Annotated in this window: 19 protein-coding genes; 6 read left to right on the top strand and 13 right to left on the bottom strand. The window is 72.6% G+C overall.

What is annotated here, in order from left to right; translation table 11 throughout:
• Window positions 1-125: 125 nt before the first annotated feature.
• The 4 genes from ACFYSC_RS19875 to ACFYSC_RS19860 form a co-directional block, all read right to left on the bottom strand.
• On the bottom strand, window positions 126-1583 hold the full coding sequence (locus ACFYSC_RS19875; RefSeq protein ID WP_389963394.1) for an FAD-binding oxidoreductase: 1458 nt from the start codon (window positions 1581-1583) through the stop codon (window positions 126-128).
• Window positions 1584-1603: 20 nt separating this feature from the next.
• Window positions 1604-3190, bottom strand: coding sequence for a class I SAM-dependent methyltransferase (locus ACFYSC_RS19870; RefSeq protein ID WP_389963391.1), 1587 nt, complete (start codon window positions 3188-3190; stop codon window positions 1604-1606).
• Window positions 3191-3493: 303 nt separating this feature from the next.
• Complete coding sequence (locus tag ACFYSC_RS19865) at window positions 3494-4639, bottom strand: RNA polymerase sigma factor (RefSeq protein WP_389963388.1); 1146 nt, start codon at window positions 4637-4639, stop codon at window positions 3494-3496.
• Between the two features lie 6 nt (window positions 4640-4645).
• Complete coding sequence (locus ACFYSC_RS19860) at window positions 4646-5053, bottom strand: YciI family protein (protein ID WP_389963382.1); 408 nt, start codon at window positions 5051-5053, stop codon at window positions 4646-4648.
• A gap of 355 nt (window positions 5054-5408) precedes the next feature.
• On the opposite strand from ACFYSC_RS19860, the gene ACFYSC_RS19855 reads away from it, so the two are divergent.
• A complete protein-coding gene (locus ACFYSC_RS19855; protein WP_389963379.1) occupies window positions 5409-6860 on the top strand; it encodes an extracellular solute-binding protein in 1452 nt (483 codons plus the stop codon).
• Window positions 6861-7112: 252 nt separating this feature from the next.
• On the opposite strand, the gene ACFYSC_RS19850 is transcribed toward ACFYSC_RS19855, so the two are convergent.
• Window positions 7113-8429, bottom strand: a complete 1317-nt coding sequence (locus ACFYSC_RS19850; RefSeq protein WP_389963376.1) for a nucleotide disphospho-sugar-binding domain-containing protein — start codon at window positions 8427-8429, stop codon at window positions 7113-7115.
• Window positions 8430-8590: 161 nt separating this feature from the next.
• A complete protein-coding gene (gene rfbH, locus ACFYSC_RS19845; protein ID WP_362941026.1) occupies window positions 8591-9895 on the bottom strand; it encodes a lipopolysaccharide biosynthesis protein RfbH in 1305 nt (434 codons plus the stop codon).
• Window positions 9896-10263: 368 nt separating this feature from the next.
• On the opposite strand from rfbH, the gene ACFYSC_RS19840 reads away from it, so the two are divergent.
• Together ACFYSC_RS19840 and ACFYSC_RS19835 are read left to right on the top strand one after the other, a co-directional pair.
• Window positions 10264-11610, top strand: a complete 1347-nt coding sequence (locus ACFYSC_RS19840) for a nucleotide sugar dehydrogenase (RefSeq protein ID WP_362941029.1) — start codon at window positions 10264-10266, stop codon at window positions 11608-11610.
• Window positions 11607-12614 (top strand): NAD-dependent epimerase/dehydratase family protein, encoded by a 1008-nt coding sequence (locus tag ACFYSC_RS19835; protein WP_389963371.1) that lies wholly within the window; start codon window positions 11607-11609, stop codon window positions 12612-12614. Before ACFYSC_RS19840 ends, ACFYSC_RS19835 begins: the two co-directional genes overlap by 4 nt.
• A gap of 321 nt (window positions 12615-12935) precedes the next feature.
• On the opposite strand, the gene ACFYSC_RS19830 is transcribed toward ACFYSC_RS19835, so the two are convergent.
• Window positions 12936-14183, bottom strand: a complete 1248-nt coding sequence (locus ACFYSC_RS19830; RefSeq protein WP_389963368.1) for a cytochrome P450 — start codon at window positions 14181-14183, stop codon at window positions 12936-12938.
• A gap of 21 nt (window positions 14184-14204) precedes the next feature.
• On the opposite strand from ACFYSC_RS19830, the gene ACFYSC_RS19825 reads away from it, so the two are divergent.
• Complete coding sequence (locus ACFYSC_RS19825; protein ID WP_362941038.1) at window positions 14205-14357, top strand: hypothetical protein; 153 nt, start codon at window positions 14205-14207, stop codon at window positions 14355-14357.
• Between the two features lie 184 nt (window positions 14358-14541).
• Here the strand turns inward: ACFYSC_RS19825 and ACFYSC_RS19820 are convergent, their stop codons facing one another.
• The 6 genes from ACFYSC_RS19820 to ACFYSC_RS19795 form a co-directional block, all read right to left on the bottom strand.
• Window positions 14542-16197, bottom strand: a complete 1656-nt coding sequence (locus ACFYSC_RS19820) for an MFS transporter (RefSeq protein WP_389963365.1) — start codon at window positions 16195-16197, stop codon at window positions 14542-14544.
• 219 nt (window positions 16198-16416) lie between these two features.
• A complete protein-coding gene (locus ACFYSC_RS19815) occupies window positions 16417-17655 on the bottom strand; it encodes an acyltransferase family protein (protein WP_389963362.1) in 1239 nt (412 codons plus the stop codon).
• A gap of 284 nt (window positions 17656-17939) precedes the next feature.
• The gene (locus ACFYSC_RS19810) at window positions 17940-19160 is read right to left on the bottom strand and encodes a methyltransferase domain-containing protein (protein ID WP_389963359.1); all 1221 of its coding nucleotides are present in this window, start codon (window positions 19158-19160) and stop codon (window positions 17940-17942) included.
• 163 nt (window positions 19161-19323) lie between these two features.
• Window positions 19324-20445: a DegT/DnrJ/EryC1/StrS family aminotransferase gene (locus ACFYSC_RS19805; protein ID WP_389963355.1), complete on the bottom strand. Its 1122-nt coding sequence runs from the start codon at window positions 20443-20445 to the stop codon at window positions 19324-19326.
• Entirely contained in the window at window positions 20442-21224 is a 783-nt protein-coding gene (locus ACFYSC_RS19800; RefSeq protein WP_389963352.1) for a methyltransferase domain-containing protein, read from the bottom strand. The genes ACFYSC_RS19805 and ACFYSC_RS19800 overlap by 4 nt, the downstream gene beginning before the upstream one ends.
• Window positions 21225-21339: 115 nt before the next feature.
• Window positions 21340-21801: an SRPBCC domain-containing protein gene (locus ACFYSC_RS19795; protein ID WP_362941056.1), complete on the bottom strand. Its 462-nt coding sequence runs from the start codon at window positions 21799-21801 to the stop codon at window positions 21340-21342.
• A gap of 402 nt (window positions 21802-22203) precedes the next feature.
• Between ACFYSC_RS19795 and ACFYSC_RS19790 the strand changes: the two genes are divergently transcribed.
• A complete protein-coding gene (locus tag ACFYSC_RS19790) occupies window positions 22204-23448 on the top strand; it encodes an acyl-CoA dehydrogenase family protein (protein ID WP_389963347.1) in 1245 nt (414 codons plus the stop codon).
• 181 nt (window positions 23449-23629) lie between these two features.
• The gene (locus ACFYSC_RS19785; RefSeq protein WP_362941063.1) at window positions 23630-25231 is read left to right on the top strand and encodes a 4-hydroxyphenylacetate 3-hydroxylase N-terminal domain-containing protein; all 1602 of its coding nucleotides are present in this window, start codon (window positions 23630-23632) and stop codon (window positions 25229-25231) included.
• Window positions 25232-25369: the final 138 nt, after the last annotated feature.

The following is a 25369-nucleotide window of genomic DNA, read 5'->3' as shown; positions in this document are numbered from 1 at the left end:
GCCCCGGAGACCGGGAGGCCCCGGAGACCGGAAAACCGCTCCACCCGGATCGGATGACCCGGGTGGAGCGGCCTGTGCTTTCCCGTCCCCTGTGCCTCCGCGCCTCTCGTACGGCGCGGCGGCGCTCAGGCCAGCCTGGTGGCGCCGGGCATGATGTCGTCGCGGAAGCGGCCCGCCGGGTCCACCCGGTGGCGGACCAGGTCGGCGGCGGCGATCCGGGCGTCGGAGAGGTGCCGCTGCGGCTGCGCGTGCGACTCCACGAACGTCGGCGTCGTCCACCCGGTGTCCCAGGGGGCGAGCGCCTCCCGGACGGTCGCGATGTGCCGGGTGATGGCCTCGGCGGTGCCGGTGAGGTCCGGCACCCCTCCGCCCGAGTACGCGTAGGGGGCGTCGAGGCGGTCGAGCGCGCCGCCCTGCGGGTGGGACCTGGCGTAAGCGCCGCCGAGCTGGCGCAGGCCGGCGGAGATCAGCGGTGAGCCGGAGCCCTCGCCGACCACCCGCAGCAGCGCGTCGATCCCGTCGTCGCCTAGGTCGCCCAGCAGCATGTGGTCGCCGATGACGGCGACCGGGTCGGAGGGGTCCATGTGCGTGTCGAGGAGGTTCACCGGCTCGGTGAGCTGCCAGGTGTCGAGCACCGGCTCGGCGACGGCGCGCAGCGGGCCGAGCAGTTCGTCGGCGTACCGCCGCGCGGCGGCCACGTCGTCGCCGGTCTCGGCGAGCACCGCGCCGTCCACGCACAGGATGGGACCCGCCGACAGCATGGGCGGCACGTCGGGGATCTTCGGCAGGTTCAGCACCCGTACGGAGGTCGTCGCCTCCGGGGGCGCGTCCAGGGTCCAGCGGCGCCAGGCCCGCAGCAGCCCGGGGGCGTGGGCCGCGGGCCAGCAGGTCGTTCCCGTGACCACCTGGGCGGCGGGGAACAGCTTCACCTCGACGGCGGTGACGACGCCGAAGCCGCCGCCTCCGCCGCGCAGGGCCCAGAACAGGTCCGGGTCGGACGAGAGGTCCACCCGGCGCAGCTCGCCGTCGGCGGTGACCAGGTCGACGGCGCGGACGCCGTTGGCGGCCAGGCCGACCTTGCGGCCGTAGAAGCTCAGGCCGCCACCCAGCAGGTAGCCGACGACGCCGACTGTCGGGGACGAGCCGTGCGCGACGGCCAGGCCGTACGGCGCCGCGGCCTTGGCCACGACGCCCCAGCGCGTTCCGGCGGGGATGCGGGCGACGCGGCGGACCGGGTCCACCTCCACCGCGCCGTCCATCTCGGTGCGGATCAGCAGGGCGTCGCGCATGGGCCGGGCGGCGGGGGCGGAGTGGCCGGTGGTGTGCACCCGCAGCGACAGTCCCTCGGCGTCGGCGAGGCGGATGGCCGCGCGGACGTCCTCGACGGTCCGCACGACGACCGCCGCCGCCGGGCGGGGCGGCGCGGCCAGGTTGAACACGGCGGTCGCGGCGTCGTAGCCGGGCTCACCGGGGCGGGCGACGGCGTCCCCGGTGGTCCCGGCGGCGGCGGTGAGACCGGCGGCTGTGGTGACGTCGGCGGCGGGGCCGGGGGCCTCGGCGGCGGTGGTGACGTCGGTGGTCACGTGCGGCTCTCCTTCCCGGCTCAGGCCGCGCGCTCGGCGGTGATGAAGACGAACGTCCCGCTGCCCGACTCCTCGCGGACGACCATCCCCGCCTCGGCCAGCCAGGTCCGCAGCTGCTCGGCCTCGAACAGCAGCATTCCGGCGGGGCGGCCGGGGAAGGAGTGGGCGGCCTGGAAGTGCCGGTAGACGGGGTCGGTGTCCCACACGAACGTCATCAGCGTGAAGGTGCCGCCGGGGCGCAGGCAGCGGCCCACCTCGGCGATGGCCGTACCGGCGTCGTCGGGGAACGCCTGGAGGGCGTTCCAGCAGACCACCGCGCCCAGGCTCGCGTCCTCGAACGGCAGCGCGAGCGCGCTGGCCCGTACGGCCGGCACCTCGGGCAGCTTGCCGCGCAGCGTGCTCAGCATCGGCAGGCCCATGTCGAGGGCGACCAGCCGCTCGGAGCCGACCGCCTGGGCGATGACGCCGGTCCAGCGGCCCGCGCCGGCCGCCAGGTCCAGCACCGGGCCGTCGACGGGGCGCACGTGCGAGGAGATGTAGGCGTCCTCGGAGGCGGGCGTCACGGCGGAGTCCCAGTTGGACCCGGCGACCCGCAGGAACTCCGGTCGCATGAGGGCCTCGTAGTAGAGGCCCATGGTGGGCATCTCGGCGAGCTTGCGCAGCAGGTTGGCCGACGCCTCGTCGCCGGTTCCGGCGGCGGCGTCGCTGATGCCCTCGGTCAGGTCGAGGATGCCCCGGGTGACGGGGTAGGTCACCGCGCAGCGCTCGCAGCGGACGCCGCCGGCGTCGTCGGCGCCGAAGTCCAGGCGGTCGTGGCAGGCGGGGCAGCGGAACGCGGCGGCGTGCGGGCGCAGCAGCTCCGGCCCGGCCTCGGCGGCGGGCGGCACGGTGGCTCCGGTGTCGGCGGGGTGCGGCACGCGGGGGATCGCGGCGGGCACGCCGTCACGCACCGTCCAGTACGCCTTGGCGCCCATGTAGGCCCAGACGTTGCGGGTGTCGTTGCGCCAGTTCACCGTGATCTGCTCGGGGCTCAGCGAGGCGATCCACGCCCTGTCGAAGGCTTTCTCCTCGTCGGTGAGCCGCCACACCGACGGCGCCGGCCACACCCGGCCCAGGTCGGGGTCGGCCGGGTCCAGCTCGCGCAGGCAGCGGTCCAGCCGCGACAGGTCGTCGGCCGGCAGCTCCAGCCTGGAGACCTGGGTGAGGATCCGGTCGCGGTCCTCGGGGAAGTGCGCGAGGAGGTAGATCAGCCCCTGTGCCAGCGGCTCGTCGGGCCCGCAGCGGTCCAGCAGGTCCAGGTAGCGGTCCATGCCCCGCCGTACGGCGGCGCGCACCGGGCTGTCCGGGACGTACGCCTCGGCCTCGGCGAGCAGCCCGAGCAGCACGGCCAGCAGGCCGGCCCGGTCGTCGCCGGCCCGGTCCAGGCCGTCCACGATCTCGGAGGCGGCGGGCAGCGCGAGGCCGGTCAGCGTGCCGCCGTCCCACACCGCCTCGACCAGCCGCCGGTACGCCTCCCGCACCCCGGCGTCCGGCGCGGCGGCGAACTCCTCCACCAGGGCACCGGCGGTCCCACGGGTGCCGGTCCGGTACGTGCTGTCAACGCTCATTGCGGTCCTTTCGCGAGGTCCATCCCGCGGGTCCGGCGCGGGACGCCGCCGCGGGCGCGGAGGTCCGTACCGCGGTTCCGGCGTGGAACGCCGCCGCGGGCGCGGTGGCGGACGACGCCCTTCAGCATCACACCGGGTTCCGGGACCGGGCATCTCCCGGCGTGCGGCGCCGCGTTCCGGCCACACGGACCGGGCGGTCGCGCCGCGCCGCGCGACCACGCGACCGCCTGACCACGCGACCGGGCGACCGGGCGACCGCGTAGCCGGGTGGTCAGGTGGCCGCGTGCCGGATCGGGCCGCCGTTCAGACGCGCAGTCGCGCGTTGAGCCGGGCGGCCTGCCGCGTGAGGTGGTCGCGTTCGGGGAGGCTGGACGCCGACCGGGCGGCCTCGGCGTAGAGCCGCGCCGCGGTCGCCAGGTCGCCGTCCCGCTCGCGCAGGTACGCCTCGACGGCCGTGTGGCGGGGCAGGGCGGGGTCGAGCTCCGCCAGGGCGGCCAGCCCGGCCCGCGGGCCGTCGGCCTCCCCGACCGCGACGGCCCGGTTGAGGCGGGCCACCGGACTGCCGGTGAGGCGCACCAGCTCGTCGTACCACTCGACGATCTGCACCCAGTCGGTCTCCTCCGCCACCGGGGCGTCGGCGTGGAGCGCGGCGATGGCGGCCTGGGCCTGGAACTCGCCCAGCCGGTCGCGGCCGAGGGCCGCCTGGAGCACCTTCACGCCCTCGGCGATGAGGCGGGTGTCCCACAGGCCGCGGTCCTGCTCGGCGAGGGGCACGAGCCTGCCGCCGGGGCCGGTCCGCGCCGCACGCCGCGCGTGGTGGAGCAGCATGAGCGCGAGCAGGCCCGCGACCTCCTCGTGGTCGACCTGGGCCGCCAGCCGGCGGGTGAGCCGGATCGCCTCGGCGGCGAGGTCGACGTCGCCGGAGTAGCCCTCGTTGAAGACCAGGTAGAGCACGCGCAGCACCGTGGCGACGTCACCGGGCCGGTCGAACCGGACGCCGGAGACGGTCCTCTTGGCCCTGCTGATCCGCTGGGCCATGGTCGCCTCCGGCACGAGGTACGCCCGCGCGATCTGACGCGTGGTCAGGCCGCCGACCGCGCGCAGCGTGAGCGCGACGGCCGAGGCCGGCGTCAGGGACGGGTGCGCGCACAGGAAGTACAGCTGGAGCGTGTCGTCCGTCGTCCCGGCCGGACCGGGCACGGGCTCGTCCTCGACGCGCGCCTCGCGGTGCCGGCGGGAGACGTCGGCGCGGGCGGCGTCGAGGAACTTGCGCCAGGCCGCGGTGACCAGCCAGCCCTTGGGGTCCCGCGGCGGGTCCCGCGGCCAGACGCGCACGGCCTCGACCAGGGCGTCCTGCACGGCGTCCTCGGCCGCCGCGAAGTCCGCTCCGCGACGGACGAGAACGCCGATCACCGCCGGGGTGAGGGTTCGCAGCAGCGCCTCGTCCACGGTGTGTCACTCCGTGATGGTCGGGGGCTCGGCCAGGAACGGCCGCAGCTCCAGCCACTCGTGGATCGGCTTCCCGCCCGCGCCCGGCGCCGCGGACAGCTCGGCGGCCAGCTCCAGCGCCCGCTCGTAGGTCTCGACGTCGATCACCATCCAGCCGGCGATCAGGTCCTTGGTCTCCGCGAACGGGCCGTCGGTGACCGGCGGGCGCCCCTCGCCGTCGTAGCGGACGAACGTCCCCTCAGGGGAGAGCGCCTGGCCGTCGACGAACTCACCGGTGCCCTCCAGGCGGTCGGCGAAGTCCCGCATGTACTGCACGTGCGCGGAGACCTCCTCCGGCGTCCACCGGTCCATCGGCACGTCGTTGACCGCCGCCGGCCCGCCCCGGTAGTGCTTGAGAAGCAGGTACTTGGCCATCGTGTTCTCCTCGGTACGGTACGGCCCCCATTGTGGCCGTGTTCACTCCGGGGACGGAGCCGCACCCGGGTTCTCGACATCCCGCCGGCATTTTTCTTCCGGCGGATTCCCCGTCCGATCCCCTGGACCCACCTCCACCCCGGGGACGACGGCGGCCTCTTCCGCAACCACGGAGATGCGGACGTTCCCAGGGCGGCAAATCATGGACGCTGGGCGGGCCCTTTCCCGGTCCGTTTCCGCGACCTTCCTGTGCGCATCTCCGTTCACCGGCGCGCGGGCCGGACGCCGGTCGGCCGCGGGCCGGTCCGTGCCACGGCCGCGCGCCATGAAAGCCACGTAAGCAGAGAGAGGGCTCATGAAACGCAGGATTCCCATCGAGGTGTGGGTGCCGGACCTGACCTTCCCCGGCTGGATGGACCGCTGGTACAAGCAGGGCGAGGACTTCGAGCGGGCCCACCCCGAGTACGAGGTGCGGGTGCACGGCAAGGACTTCTGGCGGTTCCCCCGCCAGGTCGCGGAGGCGGCGGCCGAGGGCCGCACCCCGGCGATCTCGGAGTACTACTTCTACATGACCCAGGCGGCCCGCGACTCCCTGGCTCAGGACGGCAGCCCGCTGTTCACCTCGGTGCAGAAGGCCATCGGCGGCCGTACGGAGATCCTCGGCGAGCCCGTCGTGATCGACGACATCATCCCGCCGATCCGCGACTACTACACCTACCAGGGCGACCTCGACTCGATGCCGACGGTGGCCACCACGAGCCTGCTGTACGCCAACAAGGGGCTGCTGCGCCGGGCCGGGGTGACGAAGCTGCCGGAGACCTGGGAGGAGGTCGAGGAGGTCTGCCGGGCGGTCGCCGCGACGAAGGACGGCCCCTCGCACGCCATCACCTGGTCCAACCACGGCACGTTCATCCAGCAGGCGGTGGCGTCGCAGGGCGGTCTGCTCGTCGACAACCACAACGGCCGCGCCGGCCGGGCCACGACCTCCACCATGGGCTCGCCGGAGATGATCGCCTGGGCGACGTGGTGGAAGAAGCTGCACCGCGACGGCCACTACCTCTACACCGGCAAGATCCCCGACTGGGCCGGGACGCTGCGGGCCTTCGCCGAGCAGGACGTGGCGATCCGCATCTCCTCCTCCAACGACGTGAACTACATGCACCGGGCCGCGGAGGACAACGACTTCGAGATGGAGGTCGGGATCTTCCCGTACGACGACCGGGTGCCCTACGTCGGCAACGCGATCGCCGGGACGTCCCTGTGGCTGGCCAACGGTCTGGACGAGGCGACCCAGGAGGGGGCGCTGGCGTTCCTGCAGTACCTGCACAACCCGGAGTACGCCGCCGAGCGGCACCGGGCCAACAGCTTCCTGCCGCTGACCTACTCCGCGGCCGCGCTGCTGGAGGAGGAGGGCTGGTTCGACCGGCACCCCCGCCACCGGGTGGCCTACGACCACGTCATGAGGTTCCCGGCCGGCGCCGTGCGGCGGCGGCCGGAGCTCGCCGGGAAGGTGCCGGCGTCGGAGGGCGCCATCTTCGGTGACTTCGCCGGCAACCAGGACGTCATGACCCGCGCCATGGGCGACATCCTGGCCCACGACGCCGACCCGCAGGAGCGTTTCGCCTTCGCCGACGTCGAGGCGCAGCGGCTGCTGGACATCTACAACGAGTACGCGCAGACCTCCGGGTTCCGCGACCCGGAGAACAGCCCCACCCACAGCCTCAGCGTGGAGGCGTTCAGCGAGGCCGCGGCCGGCCGCGACTACTCGGCGGCCGACATGGAGGCGGTCGTGCGGCTCAACGGGTGACGTCCCGCCGGCTCCGGCCGGAGAGCTGGAAGATCGGGAAGGGTCCCGGGCGCGGACGGCGTCCGGGACCCTTCGCGTGCGCCCGGCTCTCCGCGCGGTCCCGCCCGCGCGACCCCGCGCACGGCGATCCCCGCGCACGGCCGGACCTCCGCGCGGCCCCGCACACGGCGGCCCTCCCCGTACGGCCCGGCCCCCGCGCACGCGAGAAGGGCCGGGGCGGATCGTTTCCGCCCCGGCCCCTCCGGTGGGTCGTCAGCGCCGCCGGTGTGCGGCGGTGAGCTTCTCCAGGTCCGCGACGATCTCGCCCGGTCCCGGCTTGGCCAGCCACTCGCCGTGGACGGCGTCGGCGCCGGCGCGGTAGGCCGGGTCCTCCAGCACCGCGACGATCTGCGCCCTGACCTCCTCGACGGACTGCGTCTGGTGGTTCAGCCGCAGGCCCGCCCGGCGGGACTCGACGTAGCGGGCCGCCACCTTGGAGAGGATGTGCCGCTCGGCCATCTTGGCGTTCTCGCCGTCGGCGACGACGATCCGCTGGGCCTCGTCGGTGTCGGTGACGATCTGCGGCAGTCCGGCGGCCACCGAGGCCCAGAAGGTGCCGCTGGAGCCGTGGTTGATGCTCGCCGAGCAGGTCGGCAGGAGCTGGACGAGCGGGACGTAGTCGACGGTGCGCACGTTGGCGGGGATGGCGCCGACGCCTTCGAGCTGGTCGGCGTTGAGGGTGGCGACCACCTCGACGTCCAGGTCCGCGACCGCCTCCAGGATCTTGGGGGTGCGCCACTCCCCCTTGTGGTACGCGCGGGTCGACAGGCCGACCGACAGCGCCAGGCGGGGCCGCTCGGGCCTGCCGTACAGCCAGGCCGGCTTGACGCCGCCGCCGTTGTAGGGGCTCCAGCGGACCGGCAGCGAGGCGATGCCGGCGGACAGCCGCATCTCCGCGGGCATGGGGTCGATGGTCCACTGGCCGACCAGCAGTTCGTCGTCCACCTCGACGCCGTAGTGGGCGGCGAGCGGGCGCACCGCCTCGGCCAGCGGGTTCACCGCCCGCTCGGCGCCGGTACGGCCGGCGTGCGCGGCGAACCTCTCGACGGCCCAGCCGCTGTAGTCGGGGCCCATCAGCACCCGCGCGTGCGCGGCGCCGCAGGCGCGGGCCGCCACGGCCCCGGCGGGGAACCAGGGGTCCCACAGGACGAGGTCGGGCTTCCAGGAGCGGGCGAACTCGACCAGCGCCTCGTTCTGCTTGCTGGGCCGCGAGGGCAGGTGGAAGCGGACGGCCATCATGTAGTACTGGAAGAAGACGTCCCAGTTGTCGCGCTCGGCGGCGGGGATCTCCAGCAGCGCGGCCAGGCGCTCCATCTCGTCGGCCTTGGGGTGGATGTCGTCCCGGAGCCAGCCGTCGGTGTCGGGCTCGCCGCAGACGACGGCGGTCAGACCGGCGGCGACGATGTCGTCGGCGGCGCCCGGGGGGCAGGCGACGCAGACCTCGTGCCCGGCGAGCTGCAGCGCCTGGGCGTAGGGGATGGCGGGGTAGAGGTGGCACGTCTGCGGCCAGACGCTGAGCATTACGCGCATTGGCGGTCTCCCTTGGAACATCGCTTACCTGGTGGCCTGGGGCGTCAGGACCCCGCGAGGAGGCCGGGGCGGCCGGGCCCGGCGAAGCCGGTCGGCGGTACGGACCGCCGGACCCGGCGCGGCCGGTCAGCGGCGCGTGCCGCCGGGCCCGGCGCGGCCGGTCATCCGCGCGCCCGCACGAACTCCTTGATGGAGGAGACGACGTAGTCGATCATCTCGTCGGTGAGGCCGGGGTAGACGCCGATGTGGAACGTCTGGGTGGTGATGACGTCGGTGTTGGTGAGCTCCCCGACGATCCGGTACTCCCGGTCGGTGTAGGCGGGGTGCCGGATGATGTTGCCCGCGAACAGCCGGCGGGTGCCGATCTTCCGGTCCTCCAGGAAGTCCACCAGCTCCTTGGCGCCGAACGGGGCCTGCGGGTCCACGGTGAGGACGAAGCCGTACCAGCTCGGGTCGCTGCGCGGGGTCGCCTCGGGGAGCACCAGGTGCGGGACGCCGTCGAGTCCCTCGCGCAGCCGGCGCCAGTTGCGCCGCCGCGCGGCGCAGAACTCGTCGATCTTGTCGAGCTGGCTCAGGCCGAGGGCGGCCTGCAGCTCGGTGATCTTCAGGTTGTAGCCGACGTGCGAGTAGATGTACTTGTGGTCGTAGCCCTCCGGCAGCGTGCCCATCTGGTAGCTGAAGCGCTTGAGGCAGGTGTTGCTCTCGCCGGGCTCGCACCAGCAGTCGCGCCCCCAGTCGCGCAGCGACTCCACGATGCGGGCGAAGGCCAGGTTGGACGTGACGACGCAGCCGCCCTCCCCCATCGTCATGTGGTGCGCCGGGTAGAAGCTGATGGAGGCCATGTCGCCGAAGGTGCCGGTCGGCTCGCCGTCGTACTTCGAGCCCAGGGCGTCGCAGTTGTCCTCGATGAGGAAGAGGTCGTGCTCGGTGGCGAGCCGCGCCATCTCCGCCACCGGGAACGGGTTGCCGACGGTGTGCGCGATCATGATCGCCCGCGTCTTCGGCCCGATCGCCCGCTCCACGGCCTCCACGGTGGGGTTGTACGTGCCGAGCTCCACGTCCACGAAGACCGGGACCAGGCCGTTCTGCAGGATCGGGTTCACCGTGGTGGGGAAGGCCGCCGCGACGGTGATCACCTCGTCGCCCGGCCGCAGGCGCATGTCCCCCAGCTTCTGGGACATCAGGGCCGAGACGATGAGGAGGTTGGCCGAGGAGCCGGAGTTCGTCAGCAGGGCCTTGCGCCGCTTGACCTTCCGGGCGAAGACCGACTCGAACTTACGCGCCCGGCTCCCGGCCGCCACGCGCAGGTCCAGGGCGGCCTCGACCAGCGCCACCCGGTCCTCGACGTCGTGCACCGCGCCGGTCGGCCAGATCTCGGTGACCCCGGGAACGAACTCCCCGCTGGTCTGGACGTCCTGGTGATACTTGCGGACCTCGTCCAGGATCAGAGCCTTGTGATCGTTCATGTACGGTCCTTGTCTCGATCGGCGGGTGCCGGGGCCCGTCGGCATGGCGGCCGCGGCGCGGGAGGACGGCACCGGCCGCGGCCCGCAGAGGCCACGGAGGCCGCGGGCGCCGGGCGCGGAGGGACGCCTTTCCGGCCGCACCGCCTCAGCATTCGCCACGGCGGCCGGGCCGCGCATCTTGTGGATTGCCGGGTTTCCCGCCCGTCCGCACCCCCTCCCATCTCGCACTCCAGGAGATGCGGCGCGGGACCGCCAAGAATGACGATGCGCTAGAAGACGCATGCCAGGGCGATCGACGGACGGAAACGAAACAGGCGCGCCCTGACCACGGAAATCAATTCTCATTATTTCTTCCGATAGGAGCGTCGATGCGTTTCCTACCCGACCGGCAAGACCCGAAAGTCGCGATCGTGGGGCTCGGCTATGTCGGCTCGTGCATCGCGGCGCTCCTGGCCGACCGCGGCTGGGACGTCACGGGCGTGGACATCAACGCCGACCTGGTCGACGAGCTGGCCGGCGGCCACTGCCGCTACCAGGAGAAGGGCCTGGCCGAGCTGATCGCGGACGCCGCGGCCGGCGGGCGGCTGACGGCCACCACCGACTACTCCGCCGTCCGCGCCGCGGACGTCGTGCTCATCGCGGTCAGCACCCCGGTCCACCCCGACGGCTCGCTGTTCGACGACCACCTGCGCGCCGCCTGCGCCCGGCTGGCCTCCCACCTGCGGGAGGGACAGCTGGTGGTGGTCAAGAGCACCGTCCCGCCGGGTACCACCAGGGATCTGGTGCGTCCGCTGCTGGAGCGGAGCGGGCTGCGCGCCGGCGAGCACTTCGGGCTCGCCTTCTCTCCCGAGCGCTTCGCCGAGGGCACCGCGCTGCGCGAGCTGCGCGCGCTGCCCATCACCGTGGGCGGGGTGAACGAGGACAGCACGCTGGCCGCGTCGGCGTTCTGGCGGGGTGGCCTGGGCGTGGACGTCATCCCGGTCGCCTCCCCGGAGACCGCCGAGATCGTGAAGCTCGCGGACAACTGGTGGATCGACCTGAACATCGCGCTCGCCAACGAGCTCGCCAAGTTCTGCGCGCCGTTCGACGTGGACGTGCTGGACGTGATCGCGGCGGCCAACACGGTCCCCAAGGGCACGGGCAACGTCAACATCCTGCTGCCCAGCATCGGGGTCGGCGGCTCCTGCCTGGTGAAGGACCCGTGGATGGTCTGGCACACCGCCCGCACGCGCGGGGTGGAGATCCGTACGGCGCCGCTCGGCCGCGAGGTCAACACCGCGATGCCGGAGTACACGACGCAGCTCGTCGTCGACGAGCTGCTGCGGCTCGGCAAGGAGCCCGCGGACTGCACGGTCGCCATCCTGGGGCTGGCGTTCAAGAACGACACCGGCGACCTGCGGGCGACGCCGGTGGAGGGCGTCGTCACGGCCCTGCGCAAGGCCGGCGTCCAGGTCCGCGCGTTCGACCCGCTGGTCGACCCGGTCCAGGCCGAGGAGCAGCTGGAGCTGCGGCCGGCCGGGAGCCTGGAGGAGGCGGTGCGCGGCGCCGACTGCGTCGCGGTCCTGGCCATGCACCGGGCGTTCCGCGACATCGACTTCGCGGCGCTGCCCGTGGCGCCCTCGTGCCTGCTGCTGGACGGCCGGGCCTACTACCCCAAGGAGAAGATCGCCGAGTTGCGGCGGCTGGGGTACGTCTACCGCGGGATCGGGCGGTGAGCCCGGTACGCGCCGTCGTCACCGGCGGCTCGGGGTTCGTGGGAAGCCACCTGGTGGAGCGGCTCGTCGGCCGGGGCGACGAGGTGACGGTCTTCGACAGCGGCCCGCTCCCAGACGACCAGCGGGTCGCCCGGGAGCACGCCCGGCACGTCCGGGGGGACGTCCGTGACCCCGGCGGGCTCGCCGAGGCGATCACCAGGGGGGTGGACGTGGTCTACCACCTCGCGGCCGTGGTCGGGGTGGACCAGTACCTCGCCCGCCCGCTCGACGTCATCGACATCAACTTCCAGGGCACCAGGAACGTCCTGGAGCGGGCCGCCGCCGTCGGCGCCCGGGTCGTGGTGGCGAGCACCAGCGAGGTGTTCGGCAAGAACCCCGACGTGCCCTGGTCGGAGGAGGCCGACCGGGTGCTCGGCCCGACCTCCGCCGACCGCTGGACCTACTCCTCGGCCAAGGCGCTGGCCGAGCACCTGACGCTCGCGTTCGGCCGCCAGCACGGGCTGGAGGCGACGATCGTGCGGTACTTCAACGCCTACGGCCCCCGGCAGCGGCCGGCGTTCGTGGTGAGCCGGAACATCCACCGCGCGCTCAACGGGCGCCCGGTCGTGGTGTACGACCGGGGCAAGCAGACCCGCTGCTTCACGTTCGTCGGGGACGCCGTCGAGGGGACCCTGCTGGCCGCCTCCCACCCGGCCGCCGCCGGGGAGACGTTCAACCTGGGGAGCATGGAGGAGACCACCGTCGGTGACGCGGCCGGGCTGGTCGCGGCACTGACCGGCGCCGGCACGACGAGCGTCGCGGTGGACACCCGGGCGGAGCTGGGGTCGGCCTACGAGGACGTGCCCCGGCGCATCCCGGACAGCGGCAAGGCGCGGCGGGTCCTGGGCTGGCAGGCCGCGACGCCCCTGCGCGAGGGCCTGGCCAGGACGATCGCCTGGGCCCGCGCCAACCCCTGGTGGCTGGCCCTTCCCGACAGCGGCGCGACCGGCGGGGGCGACAGGTAGGGACGGACCTCCGTCCGTCTCCCCCGGCGGACGGGACCGCCGTCCGTAATCCTCCGGCGGACGGCACACGGGAGATCCGGCCGGCGCGACACGCGCCGGCCGGATCTTTCATGTGCCCGGAGTCCTTCCCGGAGGTACGGGATCTCCCTCCCACGAGGTCCGGGGATTCCGGGTGCGTCGCGGGGGTTTCCGTATCGTCGCGTACGGCCGCGGCCCCCGAGAGGCCGCGGGAGGCATGGAAGAAGCCCCGCACGGGTCCGGCCGGGTCCCCCGGGTGAGGGGCCCGGCCGGTGGCCGCGCGGGGTTCTCGCGAGGGGACGCTCAGCGGGCGCCCGCTCCGGCGGGCACCTGGGCGGTCAGCCGCACCGGCAGGGCGCGGTGGCCGTTCATGATGAACGTCGGCAGCGGCTGCAGGTCCCGCCGGTCCGCGGCCAGGCTCAGCCCGGGGAACCGCTCGAACAGCGAGGACAGGCCGATCGTCGCGACGGCGCGGGCGATGCCGGCGCCGAGGCAGAAGTGCGGGCCGTGGCCGAACGACAGGTGCTCCTTGTCCTGCCGGGTGATGTCGAAGTCACCGGCCCCGTCGCCGTGCAGGGCGGGGTCGCGCCCCACCGCGCTGTAGTTGACGAGGATCGGCTGGCCCTTGGGGATGGTGACGCCGTCGAGCTCGATGTCGGTAACGGCGTAGCGCAGCGGCAGGTGCGCCAGCGGCGACTCCACCCGCAGGGTCTCGTCGATGACGTCGTCCCAGGTCGCCCGGCCCGACCTGACCAGCTCCAGCTGGTCGGGGTGGGTGAGCAGGGCGGTGATGGCGTTGTCGAAGAAGTTGATCGTGGTCTCGGAGCCGGCGCCGAGGATCGCGAAGATCGTGTCGGTCAGCTCGACCTCCGACAGGCGGGAGCCGTCCTCGTCGCGGGCGGCCACCAGGTCGCTGGTGATGTCCTCACCCGGGTTGCGGCGCTTCTCGGCGATGAGCTCCTCCATCGCGCCGCGCCAGCCCATCAGGATGGCCTGGGCCTGCTCGGGGGTGACGGTGGTGTCCACCATCATGTCGATGACCTTGGCGGTCTCGACCCGGGCCTCCTCGGACATGCCGATCAGGTCGGCCACCAGGCGGGCCGGAAGCGGGTAGGCGAAGTGCTGGCGCAGGTCCACGACCTCGCCGGGCGGGACGGCGGCCAGGGCGTCGAGGAGCTGGCCGGTCAGCTCCTCGATGCGCGGTTTGATCGCCTCGGTGCGGCGCGGCGTGAACGCCTTGCCGACCAGCCTGCGCAGCCGGACGTGGTCCTTGCCGTAGGCCGTCACCATGTTGTCCATGGCGATCCAGCTGATCATCTCCCAGTCGGGCGGGATCTCGCCGTTGATGAACGCGGGCCAGTGGTTGCGGGCGCTCTTGGTGACGTTGGGGTCGGTCAGCAGCTTCCTGATGACGTCGTGGCGGTTGACCGACCACGCGATGACGCCGCCGGGGAGCTGGACGGGGACGGCGGGGCCGAGCTCACGCAGGCGGTCCGTCTCCCCGTGGAGGTCTCGGCCGGTGGTGTCGAGGACGGGGCAGCGTCTTTCCACGGATGTCTCCCGAGTTTCGTGATGGAGCTGGTCGAGGTGCCGGAACACCATGAGAAGATATGCGGGGAATACGACGCCGCCGGCGGATGGGAATTCCGCCCCGGCATGGCGCCACATTCCAAGGCTATTTCCATCCGCGCCGCCCGGAAAGTGTCCGGGAATGCGATCCGGTAAGTCAGCAATTCCGAATACGAAATGGCAGGGAGATCATGAGGGCCCGGGAGCCGGACCCCCGGGGCCGCATGGAAAAGCCGCCACGCCGACGGGTGCGGCGTGGCGGCTCCGGGCCGTGGCGGTCCACGGTCCTCGCGCGCCTGCGGCGGCCACGGGGTGCCGTGGCCGCCGGGCGGTTCCGGGGTCAGCCGGAGGCGTTCGCGGCCTCGGCGGCGACTCCGGCGGGCGCGGAGTGCTCGCCGGCCCGCCCGTCCTGGGCGGTCGCGGCGGCGTCCCCGGCCTGCTCCGGCCCGCCCTCGGCCGCCTCCGCGGCCTCGGCCTGGCCGGTGGGCGGCACGTGCCCGAGTGCGACCGCCGCCACGACGGCCAGCGCCAGGGCCAGCGCGGCGCTGGTTCCGGTGGCGGAGTTCATCGCGGTGGTGAACGCCTCGCGGGCGGCGGTGAGCAGCTCGGCCCCGAGGGTGCCGCCCACCTGCTCGGCCGCGCCGACGGCGCCGGCGATGCCCTCCCGGGCGGCGGCGGCCGCCTCGGCCGGGACCTGGGCGGGAACGGTGATCTGGCTGCCGTACACGGCGGCGCCGACGCTGCCCAGCACGGCGACGCCGAACGCGATCCCGAACTCGCCGCCGGTCTCGGAGATCGCCGAGGCCGCGCCGGTCTTCTCCGGCGGGACGGACGTGAAGATCAGGCCGGTGCCGAGCGCCCCCATGGGGCCGGCGCCGACGGCGCCGACGATGAGGCCGGTCAGGACGAAGGCCATCCCGGTGGAGCCGTCCACCTGGCTCAGCATCAGGTAACCCACCGCGGTGACGGCCAGGCCGGCGGCGATGACGTGGCCGGGGCGGAACCGCCGCGCGATGACCGGGGCCAGCATGACGCTGGCGATGGTCGCACCCGTCGACGGCACCAGCCAGAGCCCCGCCTCCAGCGGCGACATGCCCTTCACGGTCTGGAGGAACATGCTGACGAGGAAGAAGCTGCCGCTGGCGGCCCCGCCCAGCACCATGATCATCAGTGCGGCGCGGAACGTGCGGTGCGCGAACAGCCGCAGGTCCAGCAGCGGCGTCTCCAGGGTCCGCTGCCTGCGCACGAAGAACACGCCGACGACGATGCCCACCGCGATGGACAGGAGGTACTGCGGCTCCCAGCCGTGCTTGGCGAGCTCCTTGAGCCCGTAGACGAACGGCAGGATGGTGGCCAGGGACAGCACCACGCTGACCAGGTCGACACGCCCGCCCGCGGGGTCACGGTACTCGGGCAGCAGCAGCGGCCCGGCGATGAGCAGCAGCGCCATGACGGGGATGGCCAGCAGGAACACCGAGCCCCACCAGAACCGCTGCAGCATCAGCCCGCCGACGAGCGGCCCGAGCGCCATGCCGCCCATGAAGCAGCTCATCCAGACGGCGATGGCGGTGCCCATCTGCCGGGGGTCGGGGAACATGTTGCCGAGCAGCGCCATGGTGGAGGGCATCAGCGTGGCCCCGGCGACGCCGAGCAGCGCGCGGGAGACGATCAGCATCTCGGCGCTGGAGGAGTAGGCGGCCGCCACCGAGGCGACGGTGAAGCAGGCCGCGCCGATCAGCAGCAGCTTGCGCCTGCCGACCAGGTCGCCCAGGCCGCCCATGGTGACCAGGAACCCGGCGATGAGGAAGCCGTAGACGTCGGTGATCCACAGTTGCTGGGTGGCGGTGGCGCCCAACTCCTCGCTCAGGTGCGGCAGGGCGAGGTACAGGACGCTCATGTCGAGCGACAGCAGCAGGGTGGGCAGGGCCAGCACGGCCAGTCCGGCCCACTGGCGCGGGCCGGCGCGCACGGCTCCGGCCTCGGGGGTGGTGTCCATCGGAGATCCCTCCTTCGGCGTGGCCCCCGGCCGGCGGATCCGACGGCGCGGCCGGAGGGTCGTTGTAAGGTCGGCGTTCCGGCGCGCACGCCCCCGCGGCGTTCCCGCGATGACGTGCGCACCGGCCAGTCTTCCGGCGGCGCCCCTCTGTGCGCTTCCGCCAGACTGCGCTCTTTTCCGATCTCCGCCGTGGCAGCCCCCGCCGTACGGCGGACCCGGTCAGTCGATCGGGCCCGTGCCCGCGGCGGTTCCGGCCGGAACCGGCGCCGGCGCGGCCGGGGCCTCCCGGACCTCCTCGCGGGGGGCGCGGGTCCTGCGGGAGCCGCTCCACCAGCGCATCGCGGGCCGCTCCACCAGCGTGTGCAGCGCCCACCCGGCGACGAGGTTGGCGACGATCATCCCGAGGATGAGCGCGGTGCCGCCCACGACGCCGTAGCCGGCCTGCCCGAAGAGCTTGGGGAGCAGGTAGAACAGGATGAAGGACTGGGTCAGGTAGAAGGCGAAGGAGATGTTGCCCAGCCAGACCATCGGCCCGCTGCCGAACACGGTGCGGGTGCCGCCGATGTTGGTCACGGCCAGGGAGCCGATCGCCACGGCGAACGGGACCACCGAGACGAGCGTCTGGTTGAACGGCGCGGGGGCCACCAGCGCGGCGGCGTAGCCCACCATCATGAACAGCACGACGGGCACGACGCCGATCCGCGGCCACCGGCCGCTGATGACGAGGCGGGCGACGATCATGCCGAGGACGAACTCGACCAGGCGGGCCGGCGGGAACATGTAGCTGAACCAGAACTGGGGCAGCGACTGCGGCTCACCGGGGTAGGTCGGGGAGTCCGGGATGACGTAGACGGTGACGAGGCAGAGCACGGCCATCGCGGCGACCGTGACGACCGCCCACAGCCACAGCCGGTTCTCGGCGATCTTCCTGATCGGGATGATCAGCAGGGGGAACAGCAGGTAGAAGAACATCTCCGGGCCCAGCGACCAGGCCGGCATGTTCGCCCCGCCCCACAGCGCCGGGTCGGGCGAGAAGGAGTTGACCAAAAAGAGGTTCGGCAGGCCGAAGTACGGCGTGTAGGCGCCCGCGAACAGGAGCATGGCCAGCGCCCAGGTGACCGCGTGGTTGGGGAAGATCTTCACGACGCGGCGGCGCCAGTACGCCAGGACCCGGTCACCCGGACGGGTGGACCAGGTGATGATGAAACCGCTCAGCAGGAAGAAGAACGACAGGGAGATCTGCCCGCCCGCGGAGAAGAACCACAGCAGCTTCATCGTGAGCCCCTGATCGCCGTACGGCATCGGGGGGTTGTGGTTTCCGGAGGTCACCGGAAGCACGGCGTGGCAGAGGAAGACCAGCAGTGCGGCGATGATGCGCATCCCCGTCAGCGCTGGCAGATCGGGGCGGCGCTCGGCCGGAGCGCCGGCCTGGCCGGATGACGTTGCCACGGACACCATGGCTCTTCCTTTCTTCTGGCCGCCCTGGCCGGCGAGTCTGCGGGGCTGCCCTGGCCGGCGAGGTGGGAACCGGGGGGTCGCGGAAACGGGGCGACCGGACGGTCACCATGATTCGCGCTCCCCTTCCGGGGCCGCATCTCCACACGTGCTGACAAACGGGCGTCCCCACGCCCTCGCGCCGCAGGACGCCCCCGTGCCGCCGGACGACCTCGCCCGCCCCGCGCCGCAGGACGTCACCGGGCGTCCTCGAACGCTCCGGTGCCGCCGGGCGTCGCCGTACGGCCTCAGACGATGTGGACGTCGGGCACGTAGAGGATCCACCGGCCGCCGCGCTCGGCGAACTCCCGCTCCTTGGCCATGATCTCCTCGGCGTGGTTCCAGGCGAACAGCAGCGCGTAGTCCGGGTAGTCCGCGGAGAACGCCTCCGGCGCCCTGACCGGGATGTGCGTCCCGGCGACCAGGCGGCCCTGCTTCGACGGCGTGGAGTCGCACACGAAGGGGATCAGGTCCGGGCCGATGCCGCAGTAGTTCGTCACCGTGGTGATCTTCGCGGGCGCGCCGTACCCGACGATCCGCTTGCCCTGGGCGTGCAGGTCCCGCACGAGCGTGGTGAGGTCGTCGCGGACGGTCCGCGCCCGGCGGGAGAACTCCTCCAGGGCCGCGTGCTCGCCGAGTCCCTGGGCGGCCTCCTTCTCCAGCAGCTCGCCCACCCGGGGTGAGACCGGGCGCGCGCCCGCCGGGGCCAGGGTGTAGCGCATCGAGCCGCCGTGGATCTCCATGGGCCGCGCGTCGACGAGTTCGAGGCCGAAGCGCTCGGCGGCGGCCTGGATCGCCCGGACGGAGAAGACGAACGAGTGCTCGTCGTAGAGGATGTCGAAGGCGGTCTTCTCGACGACGCTGCCGAGGTAGGGCTCCTCGAAGACGAACACGCCGGTGCGGGCCAGCAGCAGGGCGGCACCGCGGAGGACCGAGGCCAGGTGGGAGATGTGCGCGATCACGTTGGCCCCGAACATGACGTCCGCGGGGCCGTGCTCGGCGCGGATCCGCTCCGCGGTGCCCTCGTCGAAGAACTCCGGGAGCACCCGGACGCCCTTGGCCCTCGACATCTCGGCCACCTGCCGGGACGGCTCGATGCCCAGGTGGCGCACGCCGGCCTGTGCGATCCTGGCGAGCATGACCCCGTCGTTGCTGCCGATCTCGACGGCGAACGGGTCGGGGCCGGTCAGCTCGGTGTCGAGGAATCCCTGGGCGATGTCCTCGAAATGCCGCCGGTGAATGGCCGACCCGGAGGCGTGGTAGGGGTATTCGTCGTGGTACCGGACTTCCTGTGGGATGTCCTCCAGCAGCTGGACCATCGTGCACACGTCGCACATTCCGACGACCAGCCGGTAGAAGAACTCGTCCGACGTCTCCCCCGGCCGGGGGAAGGCGTTTCCACGGGGGTGGCGCCCGAGGTCGATCGACCCCTTGACGGTTCCGCCACAGATTCGACATGGATTATGCATGACCCGACGTTAACACCGGCCCGCGCGGGCCCTTTATCGGTGATTGCGCTGGCCAACCCCTCTTTCCGGGGGATTCCGGATGCTTTTTACGGGGTATTTCAAAAGGGGTGGCCGGGGGCTTTCTGGGGTTTTCAGCGCCTGTCGGGGAAACGCCGTCCCGGTCTCACCATCCGGACCTGATCGTCTCGGCGATGTGCGATCGCTCCTCCGGCGTCAGCCACCAGCCGACCGGGATGTTGACCACCCGGTCGTGGACCGCGTCCACGCCCGGCAGCGGCGTCCTGGCGTCCGCCACGCAGCCGTGCTCGTCGTTGCGGCGGCAGACCACGCTCGCGGTGATGCCCGCGCCGGCCAGCTTGCGCATGAAGGACGCGCGGTCGTCGACCAGCACCGGGTACAGCCAGAACGACGGCTCCAGCCCCTCGGTCCGCGCGGTGAGCTCCAGGCCCGCCACGCCGGCCAGCTCCGCGTCGTAGAAGGCCGCGTTCAGCCGGTGCCGCCGGACCCGCTCGTCCACCGTCTCCAGGTTCGCCAGCCCGATCGCCGCGTTGATCTCGTTCATGTAGAAGTTGTAGCCCCACTCGGCGACCTCGTAGTCGGCGTTCACCCGGTCGGCGTCCCGGTCGATGCCGAAGAAGCGCAGCCTGCGGGCGCGCAGCAGGGACTCCTCGTCGGGCAGGGTCACGAGGCCGCCGCCACCGCAGCTCAGGTGCTTGGTGGCGTGGAAGCTGAAGACGCAGAGGTTGCCGTGGGCGCCGAGCGGCCGGCCGTGGCAGACGGCCCCCCACGCCTGGGCGCAGTCCTCCACGACCGCCGGCCGGAAGCCGTACTCGGCCTCGGCGTCGTCGAGGACGCGGGCGAGCCGGACCAGGTCCACCGGGAAGCCGGCCCAGTGGACCACCATGATCGCGCGGGTCGCCGGTGTGATCTTCTTCGCCAGGTCGTCCAGGTCGACGTTCAGCGTCGCCGGATCGATGTCGGCCCAGGTGACGCGCATGCCGTTGGCGAGGATGCTCCAGTTGGTGGCCTCGAAGGTGAACGGCGTGCTCAGCACCTCCCCCGGCCCGCCGGGCGCGTCCGCGCAGGCGCCCGCCAGCCGCAGGGCGAGGTGCAGGCCGGAGGTGCCGTTGTTCACCGCGGCGACCCGGGGATTACCCACCCGGGCGCCCACGGCGCGCTCGAACTCCTCGACGGCCGGTCCGTGGCCGAACCGGCCGCTGTCGACCACCGCGGTGACGCGTTCGGCCGTGCCGGGCGCCACCGCGGTGCGGAACAGAGGGATCATCGCCGCACGCCGACGAACAGGGACCGCCCCGCCAGCAGGTCGCCCGGCTCCACGCGGACGGGGTCGAAGCCGGCGCGGGTGAAGGCCGCCGCGTACTCGTCGCGGCCGAACAGGTTCATCACCTGGACGTGCTCGAAGTGCCGCACCCCGGCGGCGTCGGCCAGGAGGTAGTGCGCCTCCACCCGGACGACGTTCCCCTCGCGCACCGAGGTCGCCAGCCGGGTCACCGTACGGCCCGGCTCGCGGACGATGTCGTCGCCGATGTGGCCGTCGGCGAACCCCTCGCGGAAGTACCACGGCTCGGCGATCAGCACGCCGCCGGGCGCCACGTGCCGTCCCATGGCGGCGATCGCCGAGTCCAGCTCCTCCTGGGAGGACATGTAGCCGATCGTGCCGTAGAGGCTGCAGACCGCGTCGAAGGTGCGGCCCAGGTCGAAGTCGCGGATGTCACCTGAGTGGACGGCCACGCCGGGGAGCTTCCCCTGGGCGCGCTCCCGCATCGAGTCGGAGAGCTCGACCCCCTCGACGTGGCCGAACATGGTCCGCAGCGTGACGAGGTGCTCCCCCGTGCCGCAGGCCACGTCGAGCAGCGACGCCGCGTGCGGCGCGCGCTCGCGGATCAGGCCGGCGATGACGGCGGCCTCGGCGGCGTAGTCCTTGCCGCGCCTCTTGTAGAGGAGGTCGTAGATGTCGCTGACCTCCTCACCGTAGACGTTGGCGCCCCGGTGCCCCGGCGCGCCGTCGCCGGGGGTGTTCCTCGCGATGGTGTCAGTGGTCACTGCTCCTCCAACCGGCCCGGACGGTGGACGCCCGATGTCGTACGGCACGCGAACGGCCGGGGCGGGCGGGTCCCTCCGCCCGCCCCGGCCGTGTCACGCGGGATCGCGCCCCGCGCTACTTGACGTTCTTGAGGTGCTCGTCGAGGGCGTTGAAGAAGTAGCCCCAGCCCTCGGTGGCCCGCGGGACCTCGTCCTCGGGCAGGTCGCCCTGCTGCACGAAGGTCAGCTCGGTGCCGCCGGCGGCGGCGTCGGCGAAGGTGACGGTCACCAGTTCCTCGCCGTCGTGGTCCCGCTCCTGGCGCGCGGCCTGCTTCTCGGCGTCGTCGCTGAGGTCGAGGAGGCTGTAGGACAGCTTCTCGTTCGGCACGACCTCGCGGTAGACACCCGCGAAGGGCACCTGGGTCTGCTCGTCGACGACGATCGTGGCGCGCCACTCACCGCCGGGGCGGACGTCCATGGAGATCGTGTCGAGCGGGGCGCCCCACCAGTGGGTGAAGTGCTTGGGCTCGGTCCAGGCGGCGTACACCAGCTCGCGCGGCGCATCGAAGGTTCGAGTGATCTCGATCCTGCTCGTCATGTGTCGTCCTTTCTCGGACCTGAGGGAAGAAATGGCTTCTGCACGGATCGAAGCCGGCCCGCCCGGCTCCGCCGTCCGCCGGCGTGTCGAAAGACCCGGATGGGCCGGCTCGCCGTCGTCCCGCGATCCGTGACAGCGGTCACGGCCGGGGATCATGAAGAGCCTATAGGCCCAGCAAGGTACCGGTAGTGCGATTCTCGCCCCGGCCCGGTGCTTTTTCTTATTCAGGAATGCTCTCTTGGGCCCCTCCCCGGAAAAGCCGCGTCCCCCGTCCGGAAACACCCCGGGGAAGCGGGCGCGGCCGTCGTCCGGACCGCAACCCGAAAGATGCGCCGGCCCGGAGCCGGGTGTGACGCTGGCGCATGTCGCATCCGCCCACGAGACCGTGAGGACACGCGAAGAATGGGAGTCGTCACCAGCATTCCCGAGCGCCGCCTTTCCCTCTCCTCCCCGCCCGAGCCCGGCCTGACGCCGGAGCAGATGGTGGCGAGGGCCGAGGCCATCGCGCCGTCCCTGGTCGAGCGCCAGGCCGAGACCGAGCGGCGCACCTTCTACGGCGAGGACGTCCACGAGGAGTTCACCCGGGCCGGTTTCTACCGGATCCTGGTCCCCCGCCGGTACGGCGGTTACGAGTTCGGGATCGACACCTTCATGCGGGTGACGATGGCGCTCACCCGGGGCTGCCCCTCGACCGGGTGGATGTACTGCCTCGGCGCGGCGCACGCGCTCGCGGTGGCCACGCTGTTCGAGGAGCGGGTGCAGGAGGAGGTCTTCGGCGACGGGCACTTCATCTGCCCGGCGACCGTCATGCCCGGCGGCACCGCCGAACCCGCGGCCGACGGCGGCTGGGTGCTCAACGGCACCTGGGGTTACTGCTCGGGCTCGCCGTACGCCACGCACTTCATCGGCCACGCGATGGTCGCCCCCGACGGCGGCGGCGAGCCGGAGCCGGCGATGTTCATCGCCCCCCGCAGCGAGTGGACCCGCCTGGACGACTGGGGCAAGGCGCTCGGCCTGAAGGGCAGCGGCTCGCACAGCATCCGGATCGAGAACGGGCGCATCCCCGCCCACTTCCTGATGCGGACCCACATGAGCCAGGTCAGCGTCACCGAGGGCACGCCCGGCCGCGCGCTGCACGGCAACCCCGAGTACGGCGGCGGCCAGCTCAGCTTCATGGTCCTGGAGGACGCCGCCCTGGCCGTCGGCATGGCCCGGAACGCGCTCGACGCCTACGAGGACCTGATGCGCACCCGCACCACCCCCTTCCCGCCGATCGTGCCGCGCGCCGAGGACCCCGACTTCCAGCTCCGGTACGGCAGGGCCGCCGGCATGATCGCCACGGCCGAGGCCGCGACGCTGGACGCGGTCCGGCAGTGGCGCGAGACCTGCGCCCGGGGCCCGGCCGCCGTCACCCGGGAGCAGGAGCTGCGGATCGCCGGGATCTGCAGCGAGGTGGTGGACCTGAGCTGGCGCGCGGTCGAGCGGCACCTGTACCCGACCGCGGGCTCCAGCGCGGTGCGGAACGGCGAGCGCATGGAGCGCGTCTGGCGTGACATGTCGATGTTCGTCACCCACGCCGGAGTCTCGACCTTCCTCGCCACCATCGCCCCGCGCGATCTGGCGCGGGTCCGCTTCGGCGTCGAGTGACCCGGTGGGGGCCCGGCCTCCGGCGTCGTGCGAGCCGGCGGGCCCGGCCCCCGGCGATGAGCGATCCGGCGGAGGCCCGGCCTCCGGCGATGAGACCGTCCCCGCCGGCCGCATCCGGCGACGCGGGTTGAGACCGCTCCGCGGGCCGCATCCGGCGACGCGGAATGAAGGGAGAAGTCCGTTGACTGAGCTTCAGGACCGCACGCCCGGCACCGGGGACGCGGAGCCCGCCGGTCCGGCGCGGCGGCAGACACGCCCGATGACCGGCGACGAGTACATCGAGAGCCTGCGCGACGACCGCGAGATCTACCTGTACGGCGACCGCGTCAGGGACGTCACCTCGCACCCCGCGTTCCACAACCCGGTCCGGATGACGGCGCGGCTGTACGACGCGCTGCACGACCCGGAGCGGCGCGGCTCCCTCGTGGTGCCGACCGACACCGGCAGCGACGGCTACACCCACAGTTTCTTCACCACGCCGCGCAGCGCCGAGGACCTGGTGGCCAACCAGCGGGCCATCGCCGAGTGGGCGCGGATGAGCTACGGGTGGATGGGGCGCAGCCCCGACTACAAGGCCGCCTTCCTCGGGACGCTCGGCGCCAACGCCGAGTTCTACGAGCCGTTCTCCGACAACGCCCGGCGCTGGTACCGGGAGTCGCAGGAGAAGGTGCTGTTCTGGAACCACGCGATCGTGCACCCGCCGGTCGACCGCAACCGGCCGCCGGACGAGGTCGCCGACGTGTTCGTCCACGTGGAGAAGGAGACCGACGCCGGCCTGGTGGTGAGCGGCGCCAAGGTCGTCGCGACCGGCTCGGCGCTGACCCACTACAACTTCATCGCCCACTACGGCCTGCCGATCAAGGACCGGAAGTTCGCGCTGGTCGCGACGATCCCGATGGACGCGCCCGGCCTGAAGCTGATCTGCCGCCCCTCCTACACCGCCACGGCCACCGCCATGGGCAGCCCGTTCGACTACCCGCTGTCGTCGCGGCTGGACGAGAACGACACGATCCTCGTCCTGGACAAGGTGCTCATCCCCTGGGAGAACGTCTTCATCTACGGGCACCTGGGCAAGGTCCAGCTCTTCACCGGCCGCTCCGGCTTCCCCGAGCGCTTCACCTTCCACGGGTGCACCCGCCTGGCGGTCAAGCTGGAGTTCATCGCGGGTCTGCTGATCAAGGCGGTGGAGGCGACCGGCACCAAGGACTTCCGCGGCGTGCAGAGCCGGATCGGCGAGGTGCTGGCCTGGCGCAACCTGTTCTGGGCGTTCTCCGACGCCGCCGCGCGCAACCCGGTCGCGTGGACGAACGGCGCGGTGCTGCCCAACCCCCAGTACGGCCTGGCCTACCGGTGGTTCATGCAGATCGGCTACCCCCGGGTCAAGGAGATCGTGCAGCAGGACATCGCCAGCGGCCTGATCTACATCAACTCCAGCGCCGACGACTTCAAGAACCCCGACGTGCGCCCGTACCTCGACAAGTACCTGCGCGGCTCGGGCGGCATGGAGTCCGTCGAGCGGATCAAGATCATGAAGCTGCTGTGGGACGCGGTCGGCAGCGAGTTCGGCGGCCGGCACGAGCTGTACGAGCGCAACTACGCCGGCAACCACGAGAACACCCGGGTCGAGCTGCTGGCCGCGCAGACGGCGAACGGCCAGGTGGACGGCTACAAGGCGTTCGTCGAGGAGTGCATGTCCGAGTACGACCTGGACGGCTGGACCGTCCCGGACCTGTCGTCCTTCGACGACCTGCGCCAGGTCCGCAACTCCATGTTCGACCTCTGACGGCGTTCGGCCTCTGACGGCGCGGACCGGCGCCTTCCGGGAAGGCCCGGCCGCCGCCCGTCCGGCGGGCTCCGCCCCTCCCTTCCGGCCCGGCCCCCACGCGGGGGCCGGGCCGGACGCGTCCGGAGGGTTCCCGGG

Origin of the sequence: Streptosporangium sp. NPDC004379 (genome assembly GCF_042873875.1) — a bacterium.
In the GTDB taxonomy this organism is placed as follows: Bacteria; Actinomycetota; Actinomycetes; order Streptosporangiales; family Streptosporangiaceae; genus Streptosporangium.
Note: the sequence above shows the minus strand (reverse complement) of the source record. Positions and strands in the feature narration are given on the sequence as shown.

What these genes read in the sequence shown, in the direction of transcription:
- ACFYSC_RS19850 (WP_389963376.1), bottom strand. Translation starts at nt 8,429, where the DNA reads ATGCGCGTAATGCTCAGCGTCTGGCCGCAGACGTGCCACCTCTACCCC.
- ACFYSC_RS19805 (WP_389963355.1), bottom strand. Translation starts at nt 20,445, where the DNA reads ATGATCCCTCTGTTCCGCACCGCGGTGGCGCCCGGCACGGCCGAACGC.
- ACFYSC_RS19815 (WP_389963362.1), bottom strand. Translation starts at nt 17,655, where the DNA reads ATGGTGTCCGTGGCAACGTCATCCGGCCAGGCCGGCGCTCCGGCCGAG.
- ACFYSC_RS19855 (WP_389963379.1), top strand. Translation starts at nt 5,409, where the DNA reads ATGAAACGCAGGATTCCCATCGAGGTGTGGGTGCCGGACCTGACCTTC.
- ACFYSC_RS19820 (WP_389963365.1), bottom strand. Translation starts at nt 16,197, where the DNA reads ATGGACACCACCCCCGAGGCCGGAGCCGTGCGCGCCGGCCCGCGCCAG.
- ACFYSC_RS19810 (WP_389963359.1), bottom strand. Translation starts at nt 19,160, where the DNA reads ATGCATAATCCATGTCGAATCTGTGGCGGAACCGTCAAGGGGTCGATC.
- rfbH (WP_362941026.1), bottom strand. Translation starts at nt 9,895, where the DNA reads ATGAACGATCACAAGGCTCTGATCCTGGACGAGGTCCGCAAGTATCAC.
- ACFYSC_RS19840 (WP_362941029.1), top strand. Translation starts at nt 10,264, where the DNA reads ATGCGTTTCCTACCCGACCGGCAAGACCCGAAAGTCGCGATCGTGGGG.
- ACFYSC_RS19860 (WP_389963382.1), bottom strand. Translation starts at nt 5,053, where the DNA reads ATGGCCAAGTACCTGCTTCTCAAGCACTACCGGGGCGGGCCGGCGGCG.
- ACFYSC_RS19825 (WP_362941038.1), top strand. Translation starts at nt 14,205, where the DNA reads ATGGAGCTGGTCGAGGTGCCGGAACACCATGAGAAGATATGCGGGGAA.
- ACFYSC_RS19790 (WP_389963347.1), top strand. Translation starts at nt 22,204, where the DNA reads ATGGGAGTCGTCACCAGCATTCCCGAGCGCCGCCTTTCCCTCTCCTCC.
- ACFYSC_RS19795 (WP_362941056.1), bottom strand. Translation starts at nt 21,801, where the DNA reads ATGACGAGCAGGATCGAGATCACTCGAACCTTCGATGCGCCGCGCGAG.
- ACFYSC_RS19870 (WP_389963391.1), bottom strand. Translation starts at nt 3,190, where the DNA reads ATGAGCGTTGACAGCACGTACCGGACCGGCACCCGTGGGACCGCCGGT.